Source organism: Rhodopirellula sp. J20-39 (assembly GCF_057365095.1).
On sequence record NZ_CP195123.1, the window covers coordinates 49,958 to 65,985 of the forward strand.

Below are 16,028 nucleotides of genomic sequence, written 5' to 3' on the forward strand. Positions count from 1 at the left end.
CCTACCGCCCGATTACATCACGAGTCATCTCGACCAGATCTTCCCACAAAGCCTGTTTCGCCAGATGCACCACGACTTGGCATTCGGCACCGTCCCAGCGAACCAGATGGCCCATCGTAACGAGTTCGTCGGTCGATAAATCGGCGATCGCTTGATATCGATGCTCAGCCACCGGTCCGTCCGTCGCCGAATCCGACCGGAGCGGTGAAACAGCCCGAACGATGGACTGCTGAACAATAGACTGCCCAACCGTGCCGTTACTGCTATCACCGCTACCGCCAACTGATCGATCCGTTTCGAGTTGGAATCCATCCGGCCGCCCAACCAGTTGCCCTGGAATCAAGATCCGCACCGCTGAACCCACCAGGACCTTGTCGTGGTCATCAGCGTCCAACGGGAAAGTCACCTGCAACCGTTCGCTCGTTGCAATCCGGCACCAGGCCGCACGGTCACTCGCTAGTTGTCCTGGTCCCGGCGTCAATTCCAACGGATCGATCGTCGCCGAATCACCCGCCTGCCCATAGGAGCCTGCGTTCGCAGTAGATCCGGCCTGCGATTCACGCTCACCGCCTGCGTTCCCGCCTGACGCGTGAACCATGCCAGGCAACACCCAACCGTCTACCGGCGACTCCACTCGCAATCGTTCTTTGCGTCGAAGGAGTTCGTCTCGGTCGACTGACACCGCCAGCGACGCTGCCTCCAAAACATCCCACTGAGACTCAGGCCGCGGTCGGCCCGATGCGACATCACTTCCGGTGGAAAGCGTAGCCAATCGAGCTGCACGCGAACGATGGTTCAACACCTTCGCCTGACCACTCACGCTGACAAGTCGAATGTCGAGTTCCGGATCATTCAAAGTCGCGAGCCGCTGATCCTGCAATACATGATCACCCACTCGCACCTCAACCGACTCGACGATCCCATCGCCCGGCAGATAAACCGCTTTAACATCCTGCGCTTCCAATCGGCCAATCACGTGTCGATACCGCGGAAAGGGCACCAACAAAATCATCAACAACATCGCGACCGACCCAAACGCCAGTCCTCGGCGACGCCATTTCGGCACCACCGACCACTTGCCACTTCCCAACCAAACCGCCGATAGAGACCGCACCTTCCGCGATGCCGTCATCAGGGCCAACGACACCACCGCAATCGCAGCGATTCGCCAGCAGCCAAAACGATCAGCGACGGCCAAAATCATCGTCGTGATCGCAACAAAGATAAAGATTCGATACACCGCCGCGGCGGCCTGGTAGCCAACCAAAAACGTCGGTCTTCGGCCCATCCGAAACCACGACCGCACCGGAAGGCTCAAGCAACGCATCCACTCTCGACTGGCTTCCACTCGCAAATTGCTGCTGTCGATCAAATCACTCAGGATAAAATATCCGTCGTATCGCATCAGGGGATTGGCGTTAAACAACACCGTGCTGACCCCGCAGATCAGGATCACGTTCATCGCCGCCAGTCGCACACCGGCCGATTCCGCCAATACCCAAACCCAGATCGCGATCACGCAAACGACGCCTTCGGCAATCATCCCCGCCGCCATCACAGCGGCCCGGCGCATCGCACTGGCTTGCCGCCACACTTCTGTCACGTCCACAAACGGACACGGCATGAAGCATAGGAACCATATCCCTGCCACGCCAGGTCGCGAACCAAGCCTGCGACAAGCGACAGCGTGCCCGAGTTCATGAACCGTTTTGGTCAACACAAACACCGCCGCTGCGCTGAACGGGTGCATCGATGTGATGTAGTTCGTCAGACTCGGCACGCTACCGGACCAACGTTCCCAACGCATCAACACCATCAACACGCCAACCACGGCGGCAACCGACCACAACACAATCGCCTTCGGTGAGAAAACGAAGTCGCTGTAACCAACCAACCGTTTCGCGATCGGATCAATCGACGCGATTGGAACCTTGATAGACAACGGCGACCAAGCACCCGTTTGTTTGCTGGAACTTCGCGTCCGAGTCCATCCCGCCGAGGTCGCTTGCTGCCACAACCCGGCTGATGAACTGGAGCTGGACGTTGGTAGATCCGCTAACCGCAGTTGCTCCCAAATCGCTCGTTTGGTTCGCGAAAACCGACCGCTGATGTCATCCACCACCACACAATCGCGACTTCCCGCCAGCGGCATGACATGCAAATCATTCCGCAGCGGCATAGCAGCAGATGCTGATTCGCGAGTCATCGCAACGAACCCGATCGAACCCGCTGTTCTCGCCACGCCAATTCCGCATCGGAACAATGGATGTTCATCGTGACATCCATCCCCGGCACCAATTGCCAGCCATCGGCATCGGCGAGTCCGGTATTTCCGACTGGCGAATTACGTCGATTAGTCACTTCCGCGTGCAAGCGGAATCGATTCCCGGGCAACCGAGTTGGATCGACCGAGAGCACTTTTCCACGTAGGGAATGAGTCGTTTTTGCTTCGCCCGTGACAGACGCCTTGTCCCATAAAACCGAAACCGGCAAGCCAACACAGCGAGCGGGATCCAACGCATTGGCGTCCACCAAAGCATGCAAGTGCAACACCGAGGTGTCCGCGATGGTGACAAGCGGTTCACCCTCATGAATCCATTCACCCAATTCGCGATGGATGTTCAAGACCACTCCGTCGGTCGGACTCACACATTGCAAACGCTGCAGTTCACTGTCCAGACTGGCCACATCGACGGCGCGAAGCTGAAGATCAATTTCCGCCTGGCGGCGTTGTTTATCCACTCGTGCCAATTCCAACTCCGCACGCTCAACGGCCAACCGCATTCGCCGAACCTGGTTGCGCGCGACTGCACCGCTCATTCGTTCGCTTGCCTTCAGCCCATCTTCCAATTCGGCCTCGGCTTCGGCGAGTGCTGTTTCAGCATAACGTGCTTCCACGTCGTCGCTTAATACTAACCGCGCCGCCTCCAACTTCAGTGAAGCGGCCCGCCGACGAATCTCGAGCGCACTATTGTCCAAACTCGCAACGACTTCCCCAGCTTGAATCCACTGGTTCTGACGAACCGACAGCACCGACACAGGACCACTTTGTCGCGCCGGGACGTCTACCGTTGCGGCAAAGTCCACGACAACATCTTCGACGGCAACCAATTGATCCGCAGCCGACGCATCATTGGCAAACCAACCGAACCACAACGTTGTCGCTAAGGCGCAAAGCAATCGCATTTTCATAGGTACATCCCAGCTCGAGTTCGAACCCAAGTCAGTACATCTTCAAAAAGGAATTGACCAATCGAAGTTCGCCCGCACCGAATCGCAACCCTAGCCGGCGTTTCGGCCAACGGCTGATCTCCCAGCTCCGGCGATTCATCTAACGGCATTCGGAAGATCACACCTCGCGTACCATCAACCGGATCCGTCACCACGGGTCCAAATTGGCCGGTGACCGCCGATTGAACCTGGTCCGGAGACCAACGCGTTGCAATGTCCGCCTGCAGCGTCCCGGCCTGCATCGCAAGATCGATGTGTCGTACGCGAGGCTGCGCCACGGTCGCGTCCACCACCCACGCGGTTTGATCCGCGATCACATTTAAGACCGTATCCCCACGCCGCAAAGGCCGGTGTGCCAAACGCTCCCGAACACGCCATGCATCCACCCGACCATCGCATCGGGCACGCAAGACGAGTTGTTCTAATCCTTCCGCGATGATAGCAAGCTGCTGGTCAATCGAGGCGATTTCTTCGTTCACTTCATCGCCGCTGGACATGCCAGCCAACTTCCCTGAATCCGAAGCCGACATCAAATCTCGATTCAACTGCCCCCGCCGTTCCACCAGCACCGAACGACGACCAAGCAAGGTGGTTTGCTGCTCAGTCAAAGTTCGCGAATGCAGCTTTGCTAAGATATCGCCCGCCTGGACCCGTTGGCCATGCTCGACTTCGATGGACTGCACCGTCGCATCGAAACCGGAATGATACCCGTCAATATCGAGTGGTCGAATGACTCCCGTAGCCGGTACGGTCAACGGAATAGGCACCCACATCAACAACCCGGTCGTCAAAGCGATCGCCGCCGCTAGCACCATCCGGCGACGAAAAACGGACACGCCCATCTCGTACTGACGAACGGTCGCTGCATCCTGTTGATTTTCGTTCGTGCCTGGACGCAAATTCGTGGACTGTGGGACGGTCGTCAAACGTGTCCACCATCGACCGCCCGGAATCGCCTCGACACGGTAGGCCGCCATCCAAGCTTGCTCTGCACCGATCAACAACCGCTCTAACAAAGCAGCCTTTTCCGGTTTGAGCTCCATTCCCGTCGAGGACACACGGTCCAACAACACCATCCGCCAGCGTGACGCTTCACAAAGCGACGCCACACCACACGGTTGAACCGGTTTGGTCTCGTCCTTGTCACTAACTTCGGCAGTCTTGCGTCGATCACCACCGGCACGCCGTTCCAGTTGCGGCGAAGATTCATTCCCCGGCGAATCTCCCGAATCCGGTGCATTGCTTGGTGAACTTCCGATCAAAACACTGCCGTCGTCGGCCAATGCCGCAAAGGCGACGGAACCTTGTGTGGGAATCGCTAACTCAGCCGCAGTTCGAATCTGCTCCGCAGCACCGCTGTGATGATCAATCCGGTCCACATGACTGACCGCCACAATCTTTGGGCGTCCTCGATCGACGCGGCACAACGCGACCCGTGGCACATCCAAGATCGATGCCGCAGTATCAACCCAAGCGTTCTCAACTTCCTTGGTGGTTGCCAATGACTGCATTCGATCGACAGCTCGAATGCAATCGTCCATCGAATCCAAACGGCGTGTCAGCGAACGAAGTTGATCCGCTCGCAAAAACTCACCGGCTAGATCGCCCATCTGTGCCAAGAAACGCAGTGCGCCCCGTTGGCTGTTCGGACTCCCGCCCGGTTCAAGGAACACCTCAATCAAACAACTGGGAATCGCCGCGTTCGGATCCACCTGGACTGGCACGATCGCGGCGGGATGAGTCGTTGGGTTTGCCGGCACTTCACGCTCCGAAGCACCCGGCGTCGGTGGAACCACAACCGGCTCAAGTTGGGCTGCTATCTCGACAAGCAAACAATCATGAACCGCCGCTGCGGTTTCATCGAAAGGCTGATCCGTGACCGTGCCAAGCCGATGTTCGGGATAGAAATGCGTGTCGCGATATCGCCGATCGGCTTGGTTCCGGCCGATCGATCCAAACCGATGCCGGTCCTCCGACGAACGCCAGATCACTACACCATGGGCTGCCATCGCCCGCATGACTCGGTCCGCCAAGAATCGCAGATACCGGTCTCGCCCGCCAGCACTCCGTTGGGCCGACGCGACTTCCCGAACAATCTGTGCGATTTCTTGGCGAGCTTGATTGACCAACGCTTCGGCGGGTGCGGCTCCACCGGATGCATTCCGATGTGCGGCCTCGACTCTGGGCGATTGCGTACCGGTAGCCCCGCCGGCATCAGCGCCCGGTGAAAAGAGAAACGGTTCGCTGGTCGGAGCCGCTGTCACGCCTCAACCAATCCACAAGAAGAGGAAGAAATTCGAGCTACCGCCAAACGTTGGATCGGCCCTGAGTCGCGGTGCCACCACGAGAATAATTCGATGCGTCCAGGCGGATTCCGTTGGCGGGAAGCGACGACGACGATTCACCCTGCGGTGTTGCGGCGGAGTACCGTCCGCTTGAAAGTACCGACGGGGGTGCCCAAGTCGCTGATTGGGTCGCTGACGCGGCCGCGACATCACCCGCGGTTGGATCAACCGCAGCTATTCGGTCAGCCGGCGGAAGCTCTTCCAATGGAGCTGAACGCGGTGCGAGGTTATCCATCGCCAATCCACTAGCTCGGCGGTGATACCAACTGTCGGACGTCGATGAGTCACTCGCACGTCCTCGATCGTTCGCCGAAACCAAGCTATTGGTCAGGTCATCTTGGCGACTCGACTGGTTGCGACTCGATAGAGCTTGATTCGATGGTGGTGATAGACGGGAAGGCGACTGAGGTCCCAAGGCGGCCAACGCTGTCGCTGGTGCAACGTCACGTCCCGCTTGTGATGAACCAGCCTCACTGGGGCTGCGAACGTCGGCTTTCACAAATCGTTCAACCGGGCCGCTGCCCGCTTCAACCCACGACAACCAATACTGCTGTAGCTCAGCCAGCGAATCGTAGCCGTAATGTTTTTGAATGTTCTCGGTCCATGACGGATGCTGCATGTAGTCCTTCAAGAACCCGATGAACGTCTCCGGACCTTGTTGCTGGATCAAGAATCGGCACACCGAGTAGCCTTGAGCGTACATCGGCAAAACGTCTGGCGGGTATTCCGTCAACAAGAACAATTGATTCATAGCAATGCCACGCCGCGTCGACAAAAACTCTCGCAACTTGGCTTCATGCTTGGCACGTTCCGAAACATGCTCGACCGTGGTGCAAATTCCTTCATCGGCCCAACGAGGTAGCGGACGTCCGAAGTAAGTCGCCAACACTGTGTGGGTGACTTCGTGAGGAAGCACGCTATCAAGAATTCGCTCGGGGGTTCCGATCACTTCCATTTGGAAGTCGCGAACCGGAGCCGGGTTGTAAGTCGTTACACCCTGGGCAGCCAAGTTCGGGCCCGAGACCACACGAACCGGACACGGTTGAGGCCAAGGCGGCAAAGCTTTCCCGGTCCAGTAGCGAGCTAACGTGTCTCGGTACTTCTCGGCGGATTCGCCAACCGACTTCGCCAACGCGGGCGTCGACGCTTGGATAATGAAATTCTGAGTTCGAAAATTGGCGGCGTCGGCACCCTGTGCACAACAAACCAACAACATCATTCCACATGCGATACGCATCGCGCACGTGAATTTCTGCCAAACTGTGATCAGGGCATCCATGCCGGTCGACTCCATTTAGGCTCTAGGTCGGCGATCGGTGAATCGTTCACCGGACACGTCGAGCGGGCAGTCTAGGTAAATCGGCGTGACCAGCGATACCCGGAAAATCAAGCGGGCAAACTGAAGTAAAAACGCTGCGATTCCTGCATTTTCTCGTGATTAAGGCCGTGACACTCAAAACCGAACTTGAGACAAATCGACAAGAAATCTCAAATTCTCGCCGCTCCTTCCGCTCCACAGATCCCCAGCGAAATTGGCATAACGCAATGAAGCACCGCTACTTTTAAAAGACGCTTAACAAGTCATGCCCGTGCATTCGGGCAAGCCATGATTTGCTAGCGTTCTCTATGAGCGTCAATTGCTAGCATCGAGACGATAGAGATCTACGAAACACTTCTGAGGAACTTCACGGCTACCGTACCGCTTGATCAAACGCCCCTCATACTGATCCGCCCAACCGGCGTCCTCCCCTTCCCACGCCAACAGCAAGGCTTCGTAGTTCAGCGGCTCGTCACCCCAATATTGTTCGCGCTCTTGGCACAACAACACACGCCGGCCACTCAGATGAACGTCATAGACATAAGACAAATCCGCCAGAAACAGTCCCTCGCTAGGCAGCTCGTCTAACACGCCATCAATGAACTTAGCACCGTGGTACTGCGGATCGCCCCAGTGCGTGGTGTACAGCCAAACCGATCGCAACCCCGCCCCCGGTAACATGCAAACGATTCCCACGAACCCAAACAGGACAAAGGCGGCTTTCCGCATGCTGAGACGAAGGTTGGTCCGCCAAATCCAATCATCGATCGCAATCGCCAGTCCTCCCAGGATCCAAAAACAAGGATAGACCCAATAGCCCTTGGTCGGATGCAGCCCCGCCACCACCGCGGTTAGAAAAACACTCGACCACATCAAAGCCAGATAACCGTATGACGAACGCCCCAGTAGCCGAAGACCCAGTGGCCGAAGACCGCTCAGCCGATGATTCAGCGAAAGAGGTTCGGTCGCATCTTCAACAGATCGCCGCTTCAAAAGTGCCCACGTCGCAACCAAGATCGCGAACGCAAAAAAAGCACACTGCCATGGCCCCGCGAACTCCCATAGCAACGTCGCGTGATGCCGTAGCGACGGGAACGGCCATAACATGCGTGCCGGCAATCCAGGCCCCGCCCGGTCGAGCACGTTGGCAAAGAACTGGCTTCGAAACTCATAGGGAAACCGCATGATCAGCGGCGTCCACAGCCCGATGATCGCCAGGCAACTGCCCCCAAACGCAGCGAACGCAAACACCCTGTCGCGCCAACGCACGCCCGCCAGAGACACGCCGCTCATGAACACCAAGCCCACAAAAGCCTGGATCGCAAACACCAGTGCAAAGGGATGAAACAAAGCCGCCAGTCCGCATGCGGCGCCACTGGCCACGACGTATCGCCACGAAATCCCCTCGGCGGATTCGACCGTTTTCAAAAAACTCCATAACCACCACAAGCTCAGCCACCCGCAAAACGCGCAAAGCAAGTCAGGCCGCACCATTAACCCAGTGAACATCAACGGACGGCCAACCGCCATCAACGTCGACGCCAACAGCGATGACGGAACCGACGCCCCCAATCGTCTCGCTAACACAAACGTGAACGCAATGGACGCCAACGCACCTAAGAAAAGAGGAATGCGTGAAGTCGCGTATCCCGGCGAAAAGAATGCGTGAAAAGGGGCCTGCACATAAAACAACGCCGGTGGCAACGTCATCAAGCATCGATCGGCGTTTTCAAAGAACGTCGACCGATCGCGAGTCGGCACGTAAGGAATTCGAGGCACGCCCTCATTCCAAACCGTCCACCCCGGAACCGCAAACCATTGCTCGTCCTGGCCACCCGGTGCATGCACCAAAATCGGCAAACGCAGCACCACGTACAACAAGACTGGCAATACAACCCAAGCCAGTTGCCAGCGTGATCGTCCGCCTTGCTGCGCCGGTTGAAGCTTAACGTCGTCGTGGTCATTACTCATCGAGACATCTCCAACCAATTTGGATGAGCTTCCGCATGACCGGCGATCTCCTCCAACGTCTCATCTAGCGAGATCTCGGGACGCCACCCCCAATGACGCTCCGCCAAGCTGGAATTAAGCACCACCCAAGGAAGATCGAATGGGCGTTCCTCCTGACTGGACTCAACCGGATGAACTCCAAACCGTTCGTCACACCAAGCGGTCAGTTGACGCAGCGAAATCGCTGACGCCGCACCACCTGCCACATTCACCGTCCGTGGAATCCCATCCACATCCGTTCGGCGAAGCTGTTTGATTACTAGCCGCGCCAAATCGTTCACGTGCAAGCAATCACGCACCTGATACCCCGATCCACCAAAGCCCAGATAACGCAGCGGACGACGACGAAGATGACTGTTCAGCCAGAACGAAAAGATCCCCTGGTCCGGCCGCCCAAATTGACCACTGCCCGCCAGCACACCACACCGGTTAACCCAAACCGGGAAATCAAACGTTAAACCGTATTCCAAGGCCAACGCTTCCGAAGCCAGCTTGGTCGCCCCATAAAGCGAAACCGGCGCCGCGGTCGAGAACGACTCTTGCACTCCATTTAGCCCGACCCCCGCTCCCGTTTTGCCGGACTGTTCATCAAAGACGAAGGCTGCTTCTTTCTCCACCAACGGGACGTCCAACAGAGCCTCAATCGAGTAGACACGGCTGGTACTCAACAGAATCAAACCTGCTTGATTCCGTTTGCAGTACTCCAACAAATGGATCGTGCCAACCAGGTTGTGCTGGACCAGTTGCAGCGAAGAGCTGTTCCCGTCAACGCCTGCCAACACACTCGGCAGCGCCGCCGCGTCGATCACCCAATCAACGGCAGGCAAGGTCTCCAAATCGCTCGCCAAACGTAGGTCACCATGAAAAACCTTCACATCAATCGTGCGTAACGATTCACGATTCAGCTCGCTACCTTTTCGAGCCAAGTTGTCGATGCCGAAAATTCGATTGACATCCGGGTGAGCAGCCAATGCTCTCGCAATCGACGAACCCACGAAGCCGCAAACCCCGGTGATCAAGACATCCATCAACACTTGTCCTTCGGATCCAAATCTCAAAACCGCGTATTGTAACTGCGATTGCCCAACCCCTCATCGCTCCTATCCACGGACCGATCACCTTTTCAGCAATAACCCACAGAGCGAAGGGCGCTTACTGGCTCCGCGCTGTGCCGGATGCAACCTAATGCCACAATCAATTGTAGAGATCGTTCACCGATGGCGCATTGGCCGGGATCTCGTTCAACTCGAATTGTTGCAGCAGAATGATCCGTTCAATAGCGATGAAAGTAGGCGCAGCGCCAAAGTTATTGGGAAGCGAAGGAAGCTTGTTAAATACTTCTCCATGCAAGAACACCTTATTTCCAAGTTCGACGATGGATACATCAATCAAAGCAACACGCTCAGGTTCGTCCGTTCCATCGTCGAACTGGACCATGATCACCGAGTCAGCCGAGAAATTTGTTTTGCGAGATGATGCCATGACATCCTCCTCAGCACCAACCAGCGTAAAGGTTGCGCCAAGCAGGCATGCAATTGCTAGGGTTGACGGTAAAATCAGATAGTTTCGTTGCATTGAATCAGGCCTAGTGGGGAAACAGCTAATTTGGGTGCATGCACACAGTCAGACGAAGAATCCGTGATCAGCGGGTCGGGAGATTAGACGTGATCTTGCCGAAAACCGTGCAAGCGCGACTCCGTTGCGTCGCACGGTCATGCAATCATTGCATCTCGATTCAGTGTAGCGACAGGCCGACGCAGTCCCAACGGATGGATCGTGGAACGGCCGTGGTGATATCGAAACGGTCGAGAAACATCAAAGGGGTCAGAAACATCAAAGGGGTCAGGCCTCTTTGTTACAGAAACATCAAAGGGGTCAGGCCTCTTTGTTAGATACTTTTGGGAAGCGAGCGCTTCTGTCACTCTCGCATAGCTGACTCTCAACGGGGCAACCAAAAGCATCAGACAACCTCATCAAAGAGGCCTGTCCCCCCCTTTTCTCACCCGCCGGCGAAAAAACGACAAGCTAATGCCTCAACCCCATCATGCAGCCAGAAGGTCAGCAGCGTGTTGCGGATGAAACGTGGAGGCTGCAGCATCAACGAATCAAGATTCCTTTCCCTGTTCCTCCGCGTGGAGTGGTACGTGGATAAAGCGGATTGGGCTTCTGTTGGATGATGCGCACAAGCTGATCGATTGAACGTTCCTTTTCAGAACCCTCCATCCGCACGCCGCGAATCGAAAAGTTGCGCACCGTGCAGTCAAGATCAGGAGAAAAGACTTCCGTCCAACGGGCCGGATCTTCTGAACGACCATATTTGTACGTCTGCGACTTGGGACCGATCGCAAGAAGGTGCCAGCCAGTCGGAATTTCGTGGTTCAGATGCACGTCCCGAATAGCGAGACCGACGGTATCAGCGTGGAGTTCGATTACGCCGGGGCGGTCAAAGACAAGTTTCTCCAGCGTCAGGTTTTCGATGCGGCCGATACCGGCACTGGAATCTTTGTCACGACCCAACTCCAGATTCGGTTGCGCGTATGCTTTGAAATGCCGAATGTTATGGATGCGTCGCAAAGTGACATCGCGTACCGGACAATCGAGAATACGGTCGTCGCCGAAGTCCTTTACACCCGGAAGCAGGCGGATGGAGATGTTCTCGGGGTATTCATCCTGCGGCGAACCGGTGACATCTTCCACCAGAACGCGTTCGATGGGGCCGAAAGAGGTGCGCAATTCTTCCAATCCCACGCGTTCAGAGCAACATCGTCGTCCCGAGAATCCCCGCTCACCCCTCGAATAGTCCCGTCGCTGGCGGGACCGTTCACGTGGACGCCGTCTCGATGATGTCGGTCGAGGACGATTTCTTCGACGATGAATTCGTGCGCATTGGCCAAATGCACCGCGAAGGGCATGCTTTGCCTGACCGTGACATTCTTGACGACCGCACGACGGACATTCTGAAGGAGGATCACACCATGGGTCCCTGCCACGGGATCTTCCTTCGCTGACCGTCCGTATTGATTGCCATTGACCTCCTTGTGCGTAGTGGCGAGCGTGGTCCAGATTCCACCCTCAATATGAATGTCCGTATCCATAAGCAAATCCGTTGGCAAAGGTCTGTCCCCAAATCCTGCGACACTCGCATTGCGCACCATGCAGGTGTTGGAGTTGGGCTTGAGACGAATCTCCGCTTTCGGATCGGCCGTGAACCTCTGCCCGGATTGAAGGACAATCGGGCCGTCTAGATAGTAGGGTTGGTCGCGCTGCGGAAGGTGAACGGAGTCGTTTTTTTCGAGAGCCGCTTGAATCACATCGTTCCAGATCTCGCCCTCAACCTTACGAGGAAGAGTGTTGCCATCTTCATCAGGCCATGATTCGGTCCAAGTGGAAACCCGAACGAGTGAACCGAAGGCGTCTATGGTTGAAATTCCTGCCGGCGCGGCCACCGCATTGAATGTGAGGATCAATAATAATCCGATATATGGCACAATACGCATTTCGCTCGATGCAGTTTTCTTAAGTAGAACGGCCGCCGTCACCAAACACGGAGAGACGACTTTCCATATGGGAAGCCGTGCTCCGTGTGCACGGCGTTGTTCTGCTGTTTTCGCGTTCAAGTGAAAACTCGAACTCGATAGCCGACATTATACGAGATTCGACATAAAGATGTCCCGTCTTTGGGATGCATCAGAAGTCACCAAAGGGGTCAGGCCTCTTTGGCGGGAACTTTTGGGAAGCGGTTCGCATCCGTCTTCCTCGCATAGCTGACTCTCAACGGGGGCAACCAGAGTCGCCAGACAACCTCATCAAAGAGGCCTGACCCCTTTGATCGCTCTGAAATGCCCGAATGAACGAGCGGTCATCGAGCTGCCCGATTCCCGGCATTGCAACAACCGAAAAAGCGAAGAGAAAGCCTGCAACGAGTGAGCACAACAAGGTCGCGGCAAGCAGAAAAACGCTGAAGAACATTGTGACGTCTCAGTTTAGTGCATGTGATTGGTGTCATGAAACTCGGCGACAGGCTCGGCCTGTGGATAAGCCGGATAACGCTAGGCGTCTCCCGGCACAAAGAGACGACTTTCCATTTGTGAAATCGCGCAAGCCGTGCTCTGAAGGGCATCAAAGGGGTCAGAGGGCACCAAAGGAATCAGGCCTCTTCGGCGGCAACTTTTGGGAAGTGAGTCGCATCCGTCTTCCTCACATAGCCGACTCTCAACGGGGCAACCCGAATCGCCAGACAACCTCATCAAAGAGGCTGACCCCTTTGATCGATCCCTTCCATCATATCACGCGTCCCGCTGGGTAGAAGCCAATACCAGCAATGCCGGTGTCCGCTAATTCTGCACGCGCCTCTTCCGTTGCGAACATCGGGCTGTTTTTGCCATTCTGCATGATCGCGAAAACGCCAAATTCCGGGATAACAGAGGCGGGAATTCTCAATCGCGTGATCTGCCGTCTGCGTTCCGTAAAGCGTCCGCATGATTCACAAATCGTGTTTTTGCATTCGGTAGCGTCCGAAGCAACATCTGCATCAATCGTTACGCATTCCAAGGAAGACTGGTCGTTAAAGAGCAGCTCACCTTCAGTCATTTCGGTAGCGTGAAAGCTGAATGGGATTTTCAATTTGGAAAGCAGTGATTTACCAGTTGGATCGACCATCAAGCGAAAGCCGCCCCAATAGCAATTGTGGCCAGCTTCCAACGCTGATCGCGGATCGCCGAATTCGTATTCCCACCGATAAAGAAGCGGCGCTGACCAGCCGCTGAGATTTGCTTCACAAGAAGCACATGGGTCCCGTCGAATGTGAGTGCCGCAAGCGAAGAAGTCGTCGCGAAAACGATTCGCAACGCTTGACAGAACGTACAGCTTTGTCATGCGTTCATCATCTCGATCAGCAACATAACGTTGGCCATAAGCGAGGCACCAAAGTGGTCAGGAGGGCACCAAAGGGGTCAGGCCTCTTTGGCGGCAACTTTTGGAAAGCGAGTCGCATCCGTCTTCCTCGCATAGCTGACTCTCAACGGGGCAACCAGAATCGCCAGACAACCTCATCAAAGAGGCCTGCCCCCTTTGATGGTACTCGGCTGGCCAATAAGATCAGCGAACGATTGAAACTGCTTTGCCATGTTTTGTTTGTGTTGGTGTAACGTTGGCCATCACCGGGCAGGGGTGACCGCAGTGGAGGCGGTGCAATGCCGAAGGCAACCGCCGGAACGGAGAGCACACCTGCTCCGGTGCATGGCATTGTTATCCGTCCGTGATGTGTAGCTACTTCTTCTCGTCCGTCGATTTGGACGACGGCGGCGTAGGCGGTGGTGGAGGCAGTTGAGTGGGTTTCGCGACATTGACTGGTCCTTTGTACCCAGCTTCTTTTCGCATGCCTTCATTCTTGCTGTTGGTCGTTAGACCTTTTTTCTTTGCGTCATCAGTCATTTCTTTTTCTCCGGAGGAGGTGCAGGGAGAGAATCAGGCTTTTTTATGTTTGTCGGTTTGCTTTTGGTGTTTCGGCCCTCAGTAATGACCTTGGGTGGCGGATTGTATCCAGCTTCAACACTTATCCGCGGTTCCGGTTTCTTCTCGTCGCTCATTAGGTTCCTCAATTTCAGAAGCGTTTGGCGTTCGTACAAATTCTACCATCATGACATCTTTACCGCCAACCATTAGCAATTCATTCTCGGGGAGTGGCACCCGCCGATATTCTCCGTCTTCGACAATTAGCCATTCCGGATCATTGATCACAAAGTGACCATTTATCGGATCATCTGGCCACTCCTCAGGCCAGCCGAACAGCCTACGATTGTCGAGGTCGTCGCCAAGATGCAGGATCACATAGCAGTACGTAGAAGTGAAAGCTGAATGCCACTCGGAAACGAGTGAGGTTTTGGAGGTAATGTTGAAGCCGTACAGGCACTTATGGTACGCGTTATTGTTGGCCGCCCACGCCAGGGCATGTCCGGCAACGAAGGCAACTAAAACGGACCAGAGAACTGCAGTAGATTCATCCCATCTTCCGAAGCTGTATACATGGGTCCCAACCAGCAATGCGGTTCCCTCGACAACGTACACAAGGGCCTTTACGACAATGGTAAGAATGAGGGCCTGCACCGTTCGCTCGAACGGCGATTGCTTCGGATGGCCCGTGAGGATGTAAAACACCCATGCAGCGAGAAATCCTGGGAGCAGGTACTCAAGGATCTCGACGACGTCTTGGCTAATTTTCAATGAGGCAACTCGCGTTCAAGGTTCAGTCGGATAACTACTAAGTTATCCCCTGCTCAGCAGGGGATATTGGGCATCGGTGTCTTATACCGCCAGACTCAGCAGGCGATTCGAGCGATATTCTTCGACTCGGTGCAAATGCACCTTTTTAGTTCGGGCGGTGAACAGGGGTGTTCGGTATTTCTCCTGTGTGGGTTGTGGTTGCTTTCTTTCGTCGTCCTTTTGACGACTGGGTGCAACCACGCGTCTTCAGTAGAAATGGGGAGTGCCCGGCTCCGCCGTTGGGCGAGACTAAGTTCGTGTATGCGAGGTTCGGAGTCAAGCAAATTCCGGTGGATTCTTTGGTAACCCGATGGCTTGCTTGTTCGGACGAAATACTGAGTAGTTTTTTTGATGTTTCGTCGGTGTTTGAGGCGGTGAGCCGGAGTGGGAGATGCTGGGTGCCTGGCACCGGGAAACTCTGGCAGCGGGAAATCGTTCGGGTTGGAAAGATAATCTGCAGGGTCAGGATCCAACCCACGCGCCCAAACAACTGAGGACAGTTGTTCTACAATTGGCACTGGGTGCTTGGCGCACGACAGATTACAGGTTCGCAAGAGTAGAAAGATTGTCCTCAATCGTTCGGGACCCCCAATTGCAGAACGGGACTTGCTGGGTGCCTGGCTTCGGGATATTCGGGCACGGGGAAGTCGTTCAGGTTAGAGAGATTATCGTCAGGGTCAGGCGACCAACCCTCGCGCCCGAACAACTGGGGACAGTTGTTCTACAGTAAGCACTGGGTGCTTGGCGCACGACAGATTACGGGGGCGCGAGAGTAGAAAGATTGTCCTCAATCGTTCGGGACCACCAACAGCAGAACGGGACTTGCTGGGTGCCTGGCTTCGGGAAATCGTTCAGAGTAGAGA

The 16,028-nt window shown here is 55.6% G+C and carries 12 protein-coding genes; all 12 read right to left on the reverse strand.

Translation table 11 applies throughout. The features are described 5' to 3' along the window. Position 1 precedes the first annotated feature (1 nt). Complete coding sequence (locus tag ACR3ZL_RS00150; RefSeq protein WP_473649899.1) at positions 2-2,206, reverse strand: efflux RND transporter periplasmic adaptor subunit; 2,205 nt, start codon at positions 2,204-2,206, stop codon at positions 2-4. Beyond that, positions 2,203-3,192, reverse strand: coding sequence for an HlyD family secretion protein (locus tag ACR3ZL_RS00155; RefSeq protein WP_473649898.1), 990 nt, complete (start codon positions 3,190-3,192; stop codon positions 2,203-2,205). The genes ACR3ZL_RS00150 and ACR3ZL_RS00155 overlap by 4 nt, the downstream gene beginning before the upstream one ends. Continuing rightward, positions 3,189-5,495 (reverse strand): efflux RND transporter periplasmic adaptor subunit, encoded by a 2,307-nt coding sequence (locus tag ACR3ZL_RS00160; protein ID WP_486173128.1) that lies wholly within the window; start codon positions 5,493-5,495, stop codon positions 3,189-3,191. The genes ACR3ZL_RS00155 and ACR3ZL_RS00160 overlap by 4 nt, the downstream gene beginning before the upstream one ends. 37 nt (positions 5,496-5,532) lie before the next feature. Continuing rightward, positions 5,533-6,813 (reverse strand): hypothetical protein, encoded by a 1,281-nt coding sequence (locus ACR3ZL_RS00165; RefSeq protein ID WP_486173129.1) that lies wholly within the window; start codon positions 6,811-6,813, stop codon positions 5,533-5,535. Positions 6,814-7,209: 396 nt separating this feature from the next. Then, positions 7,210-8,865, reverse strand: coding sequence for an ArnT family glycosyltransferase (locus ACR3ZL_RS00170; RefSeq protein ID WP_473649894.1), 1,656 nt, complete (start codon positions 8,863-8,865; stop codon positions 7,210-7,212). Then, positions 8,862-9,932: an NAD-dependent epimerase/dehydratase family protein gene (locus ACR3ZL_RS00175; protein ID WP_473649893.1), complete on the reverse strand. Its 1,071-nt coding sequence runs from the start codon at positions 9,930-9,932 to the stop codon at positions 8,862-8,864. Before ACR3ZL_RS00175 ends, ACR3ZL_RS00170 begins: the two co-directional genes overlap by 4 nt. Before the next feature lie 166 nt (positions 9,933-10,098). Next, entirely contained in the window at positions 10,099-10,479 is a 381-nt protein-coding gene (locus tag ACR3ZL_RS00180; protein WP_473649892.1) for a hypothetical protein, read from the reverse strand. 522 nt (positions 10,480-11,001) lie between these two features. Beyond that, entirely contained in the window at positions 11,002-11,601 is a 600-nt protein-coding gene (locus tag ACR3ZL_RS00185; RefSeq protein ID WP_473649891.1) for a hypothetical protein, read from the reverse strand. Continuing rightward, entirely contained in the window at positions 11,529-12,521 is a 993-nt protein-coding gene (locus tag ACR3ZL_RS00190) for a hypothetical protein (RefSeq protein ID WP_473649890.1), read from the reverse strand. Before ACR3ZL_RS00190 ends, ACR3ZL_RS00185 begins: the two co-directional genes overlap by 73 nt. Positions 12,522-13,185: 664 nt before the next feature. After that, positions 13,186-13,563 (reverse strand): hypothetical protein, encoded by a 378-nt coding sequence (locus ACR3ZL_RS00195; RefSeq protein WP_486173130.1) that lies wholly within the window; start codon positions 13,561-13,563, stop codon positions 13,186-13,188. A gap of 609 nt (positions 13,564-14,172) precedes the next feature. Beyond that, positions 14,173-14,337, reverse strand: a complete 165-nt coding sequence (locus ACR3ZL_RS00200) for a hypothetical protein (RefSeq protein ID WP_473649888.1) — start codon at positions 14,335-14,337, stop codon at positions 14,173-14,175. Between the two features lie 114 nt (positions 14,338-14,451). Beyond that, positions 14,452-15,126, reverse strand: coding sequence for a DUF6338 family protein (locus ACR3ZL_RS00205; RefSeq protein WP_473649887.1), 675 nt, complete (start codon positions 15,124-15,126; stop codon positions 14,452-14,454). Positions 15,127-16,028: the final 902 nt, after the last annotated feature.

Coding starts and splice junctions, on each gene's coding strand:
- ACR3ZL_RS00175 (WP_473649893.1), bottom strand. CDS start 9,932: ATGGATGTCTTGATCACCGGGGTTTGCGGCTTCGTGGGTTCGTCGATT.
- ACR3ZL_RS00200 (WP_473649888.1), bottom strand. CDS start 14,337: ATGACTGATGACGCAAAGAAAAAAGGTCTAACGACCAACAGCAAGAAT.
- ACR3ZL_RS00165 (WP_486173129.1), bottom strand. CDS start 6,813: ATGCGTATCGCATGTGGAATGATGTTGTTGGTTTGTTGTGCACAGGGT.
- ACR3ZL_RS00170 (WP_473649894.1), bottom strand. CDS start 8,865: ATGAGTAATGACCACGACGACGTTAAGCTTCAACCGGCGCAGCAAGGC.
- ACR3ZL_RS00150 (WP_473649899.1), bottom strand. CDS start 2,206: ATGACTCGCGAATCAGCATCTGCTGCTATGCCGCTGCGGAATGATTTG.
- ACR3ZL_RS00180 (WP_473649892.1), bottom strand. CDS start 10,479: ATGCAACGAAACTATCTGATTTTACCGTCAACCCTAGCAATTGCATGC.
- ACR3ZL_RS00195 (WP_486173130.1), bottom strand. CDS start 13,563: ATGGTCGATCCAACTGGTAAATCACTGCTTTCCAAATTGAAAATCCCA.
- ACR3ZL_RS00155 (WP_473649898.1), bottom strand. CDS start 3,192: ATGAAAATGCGATTGCTTTGCGCCTTAGCGACAACGTTGTGGTTCGGT.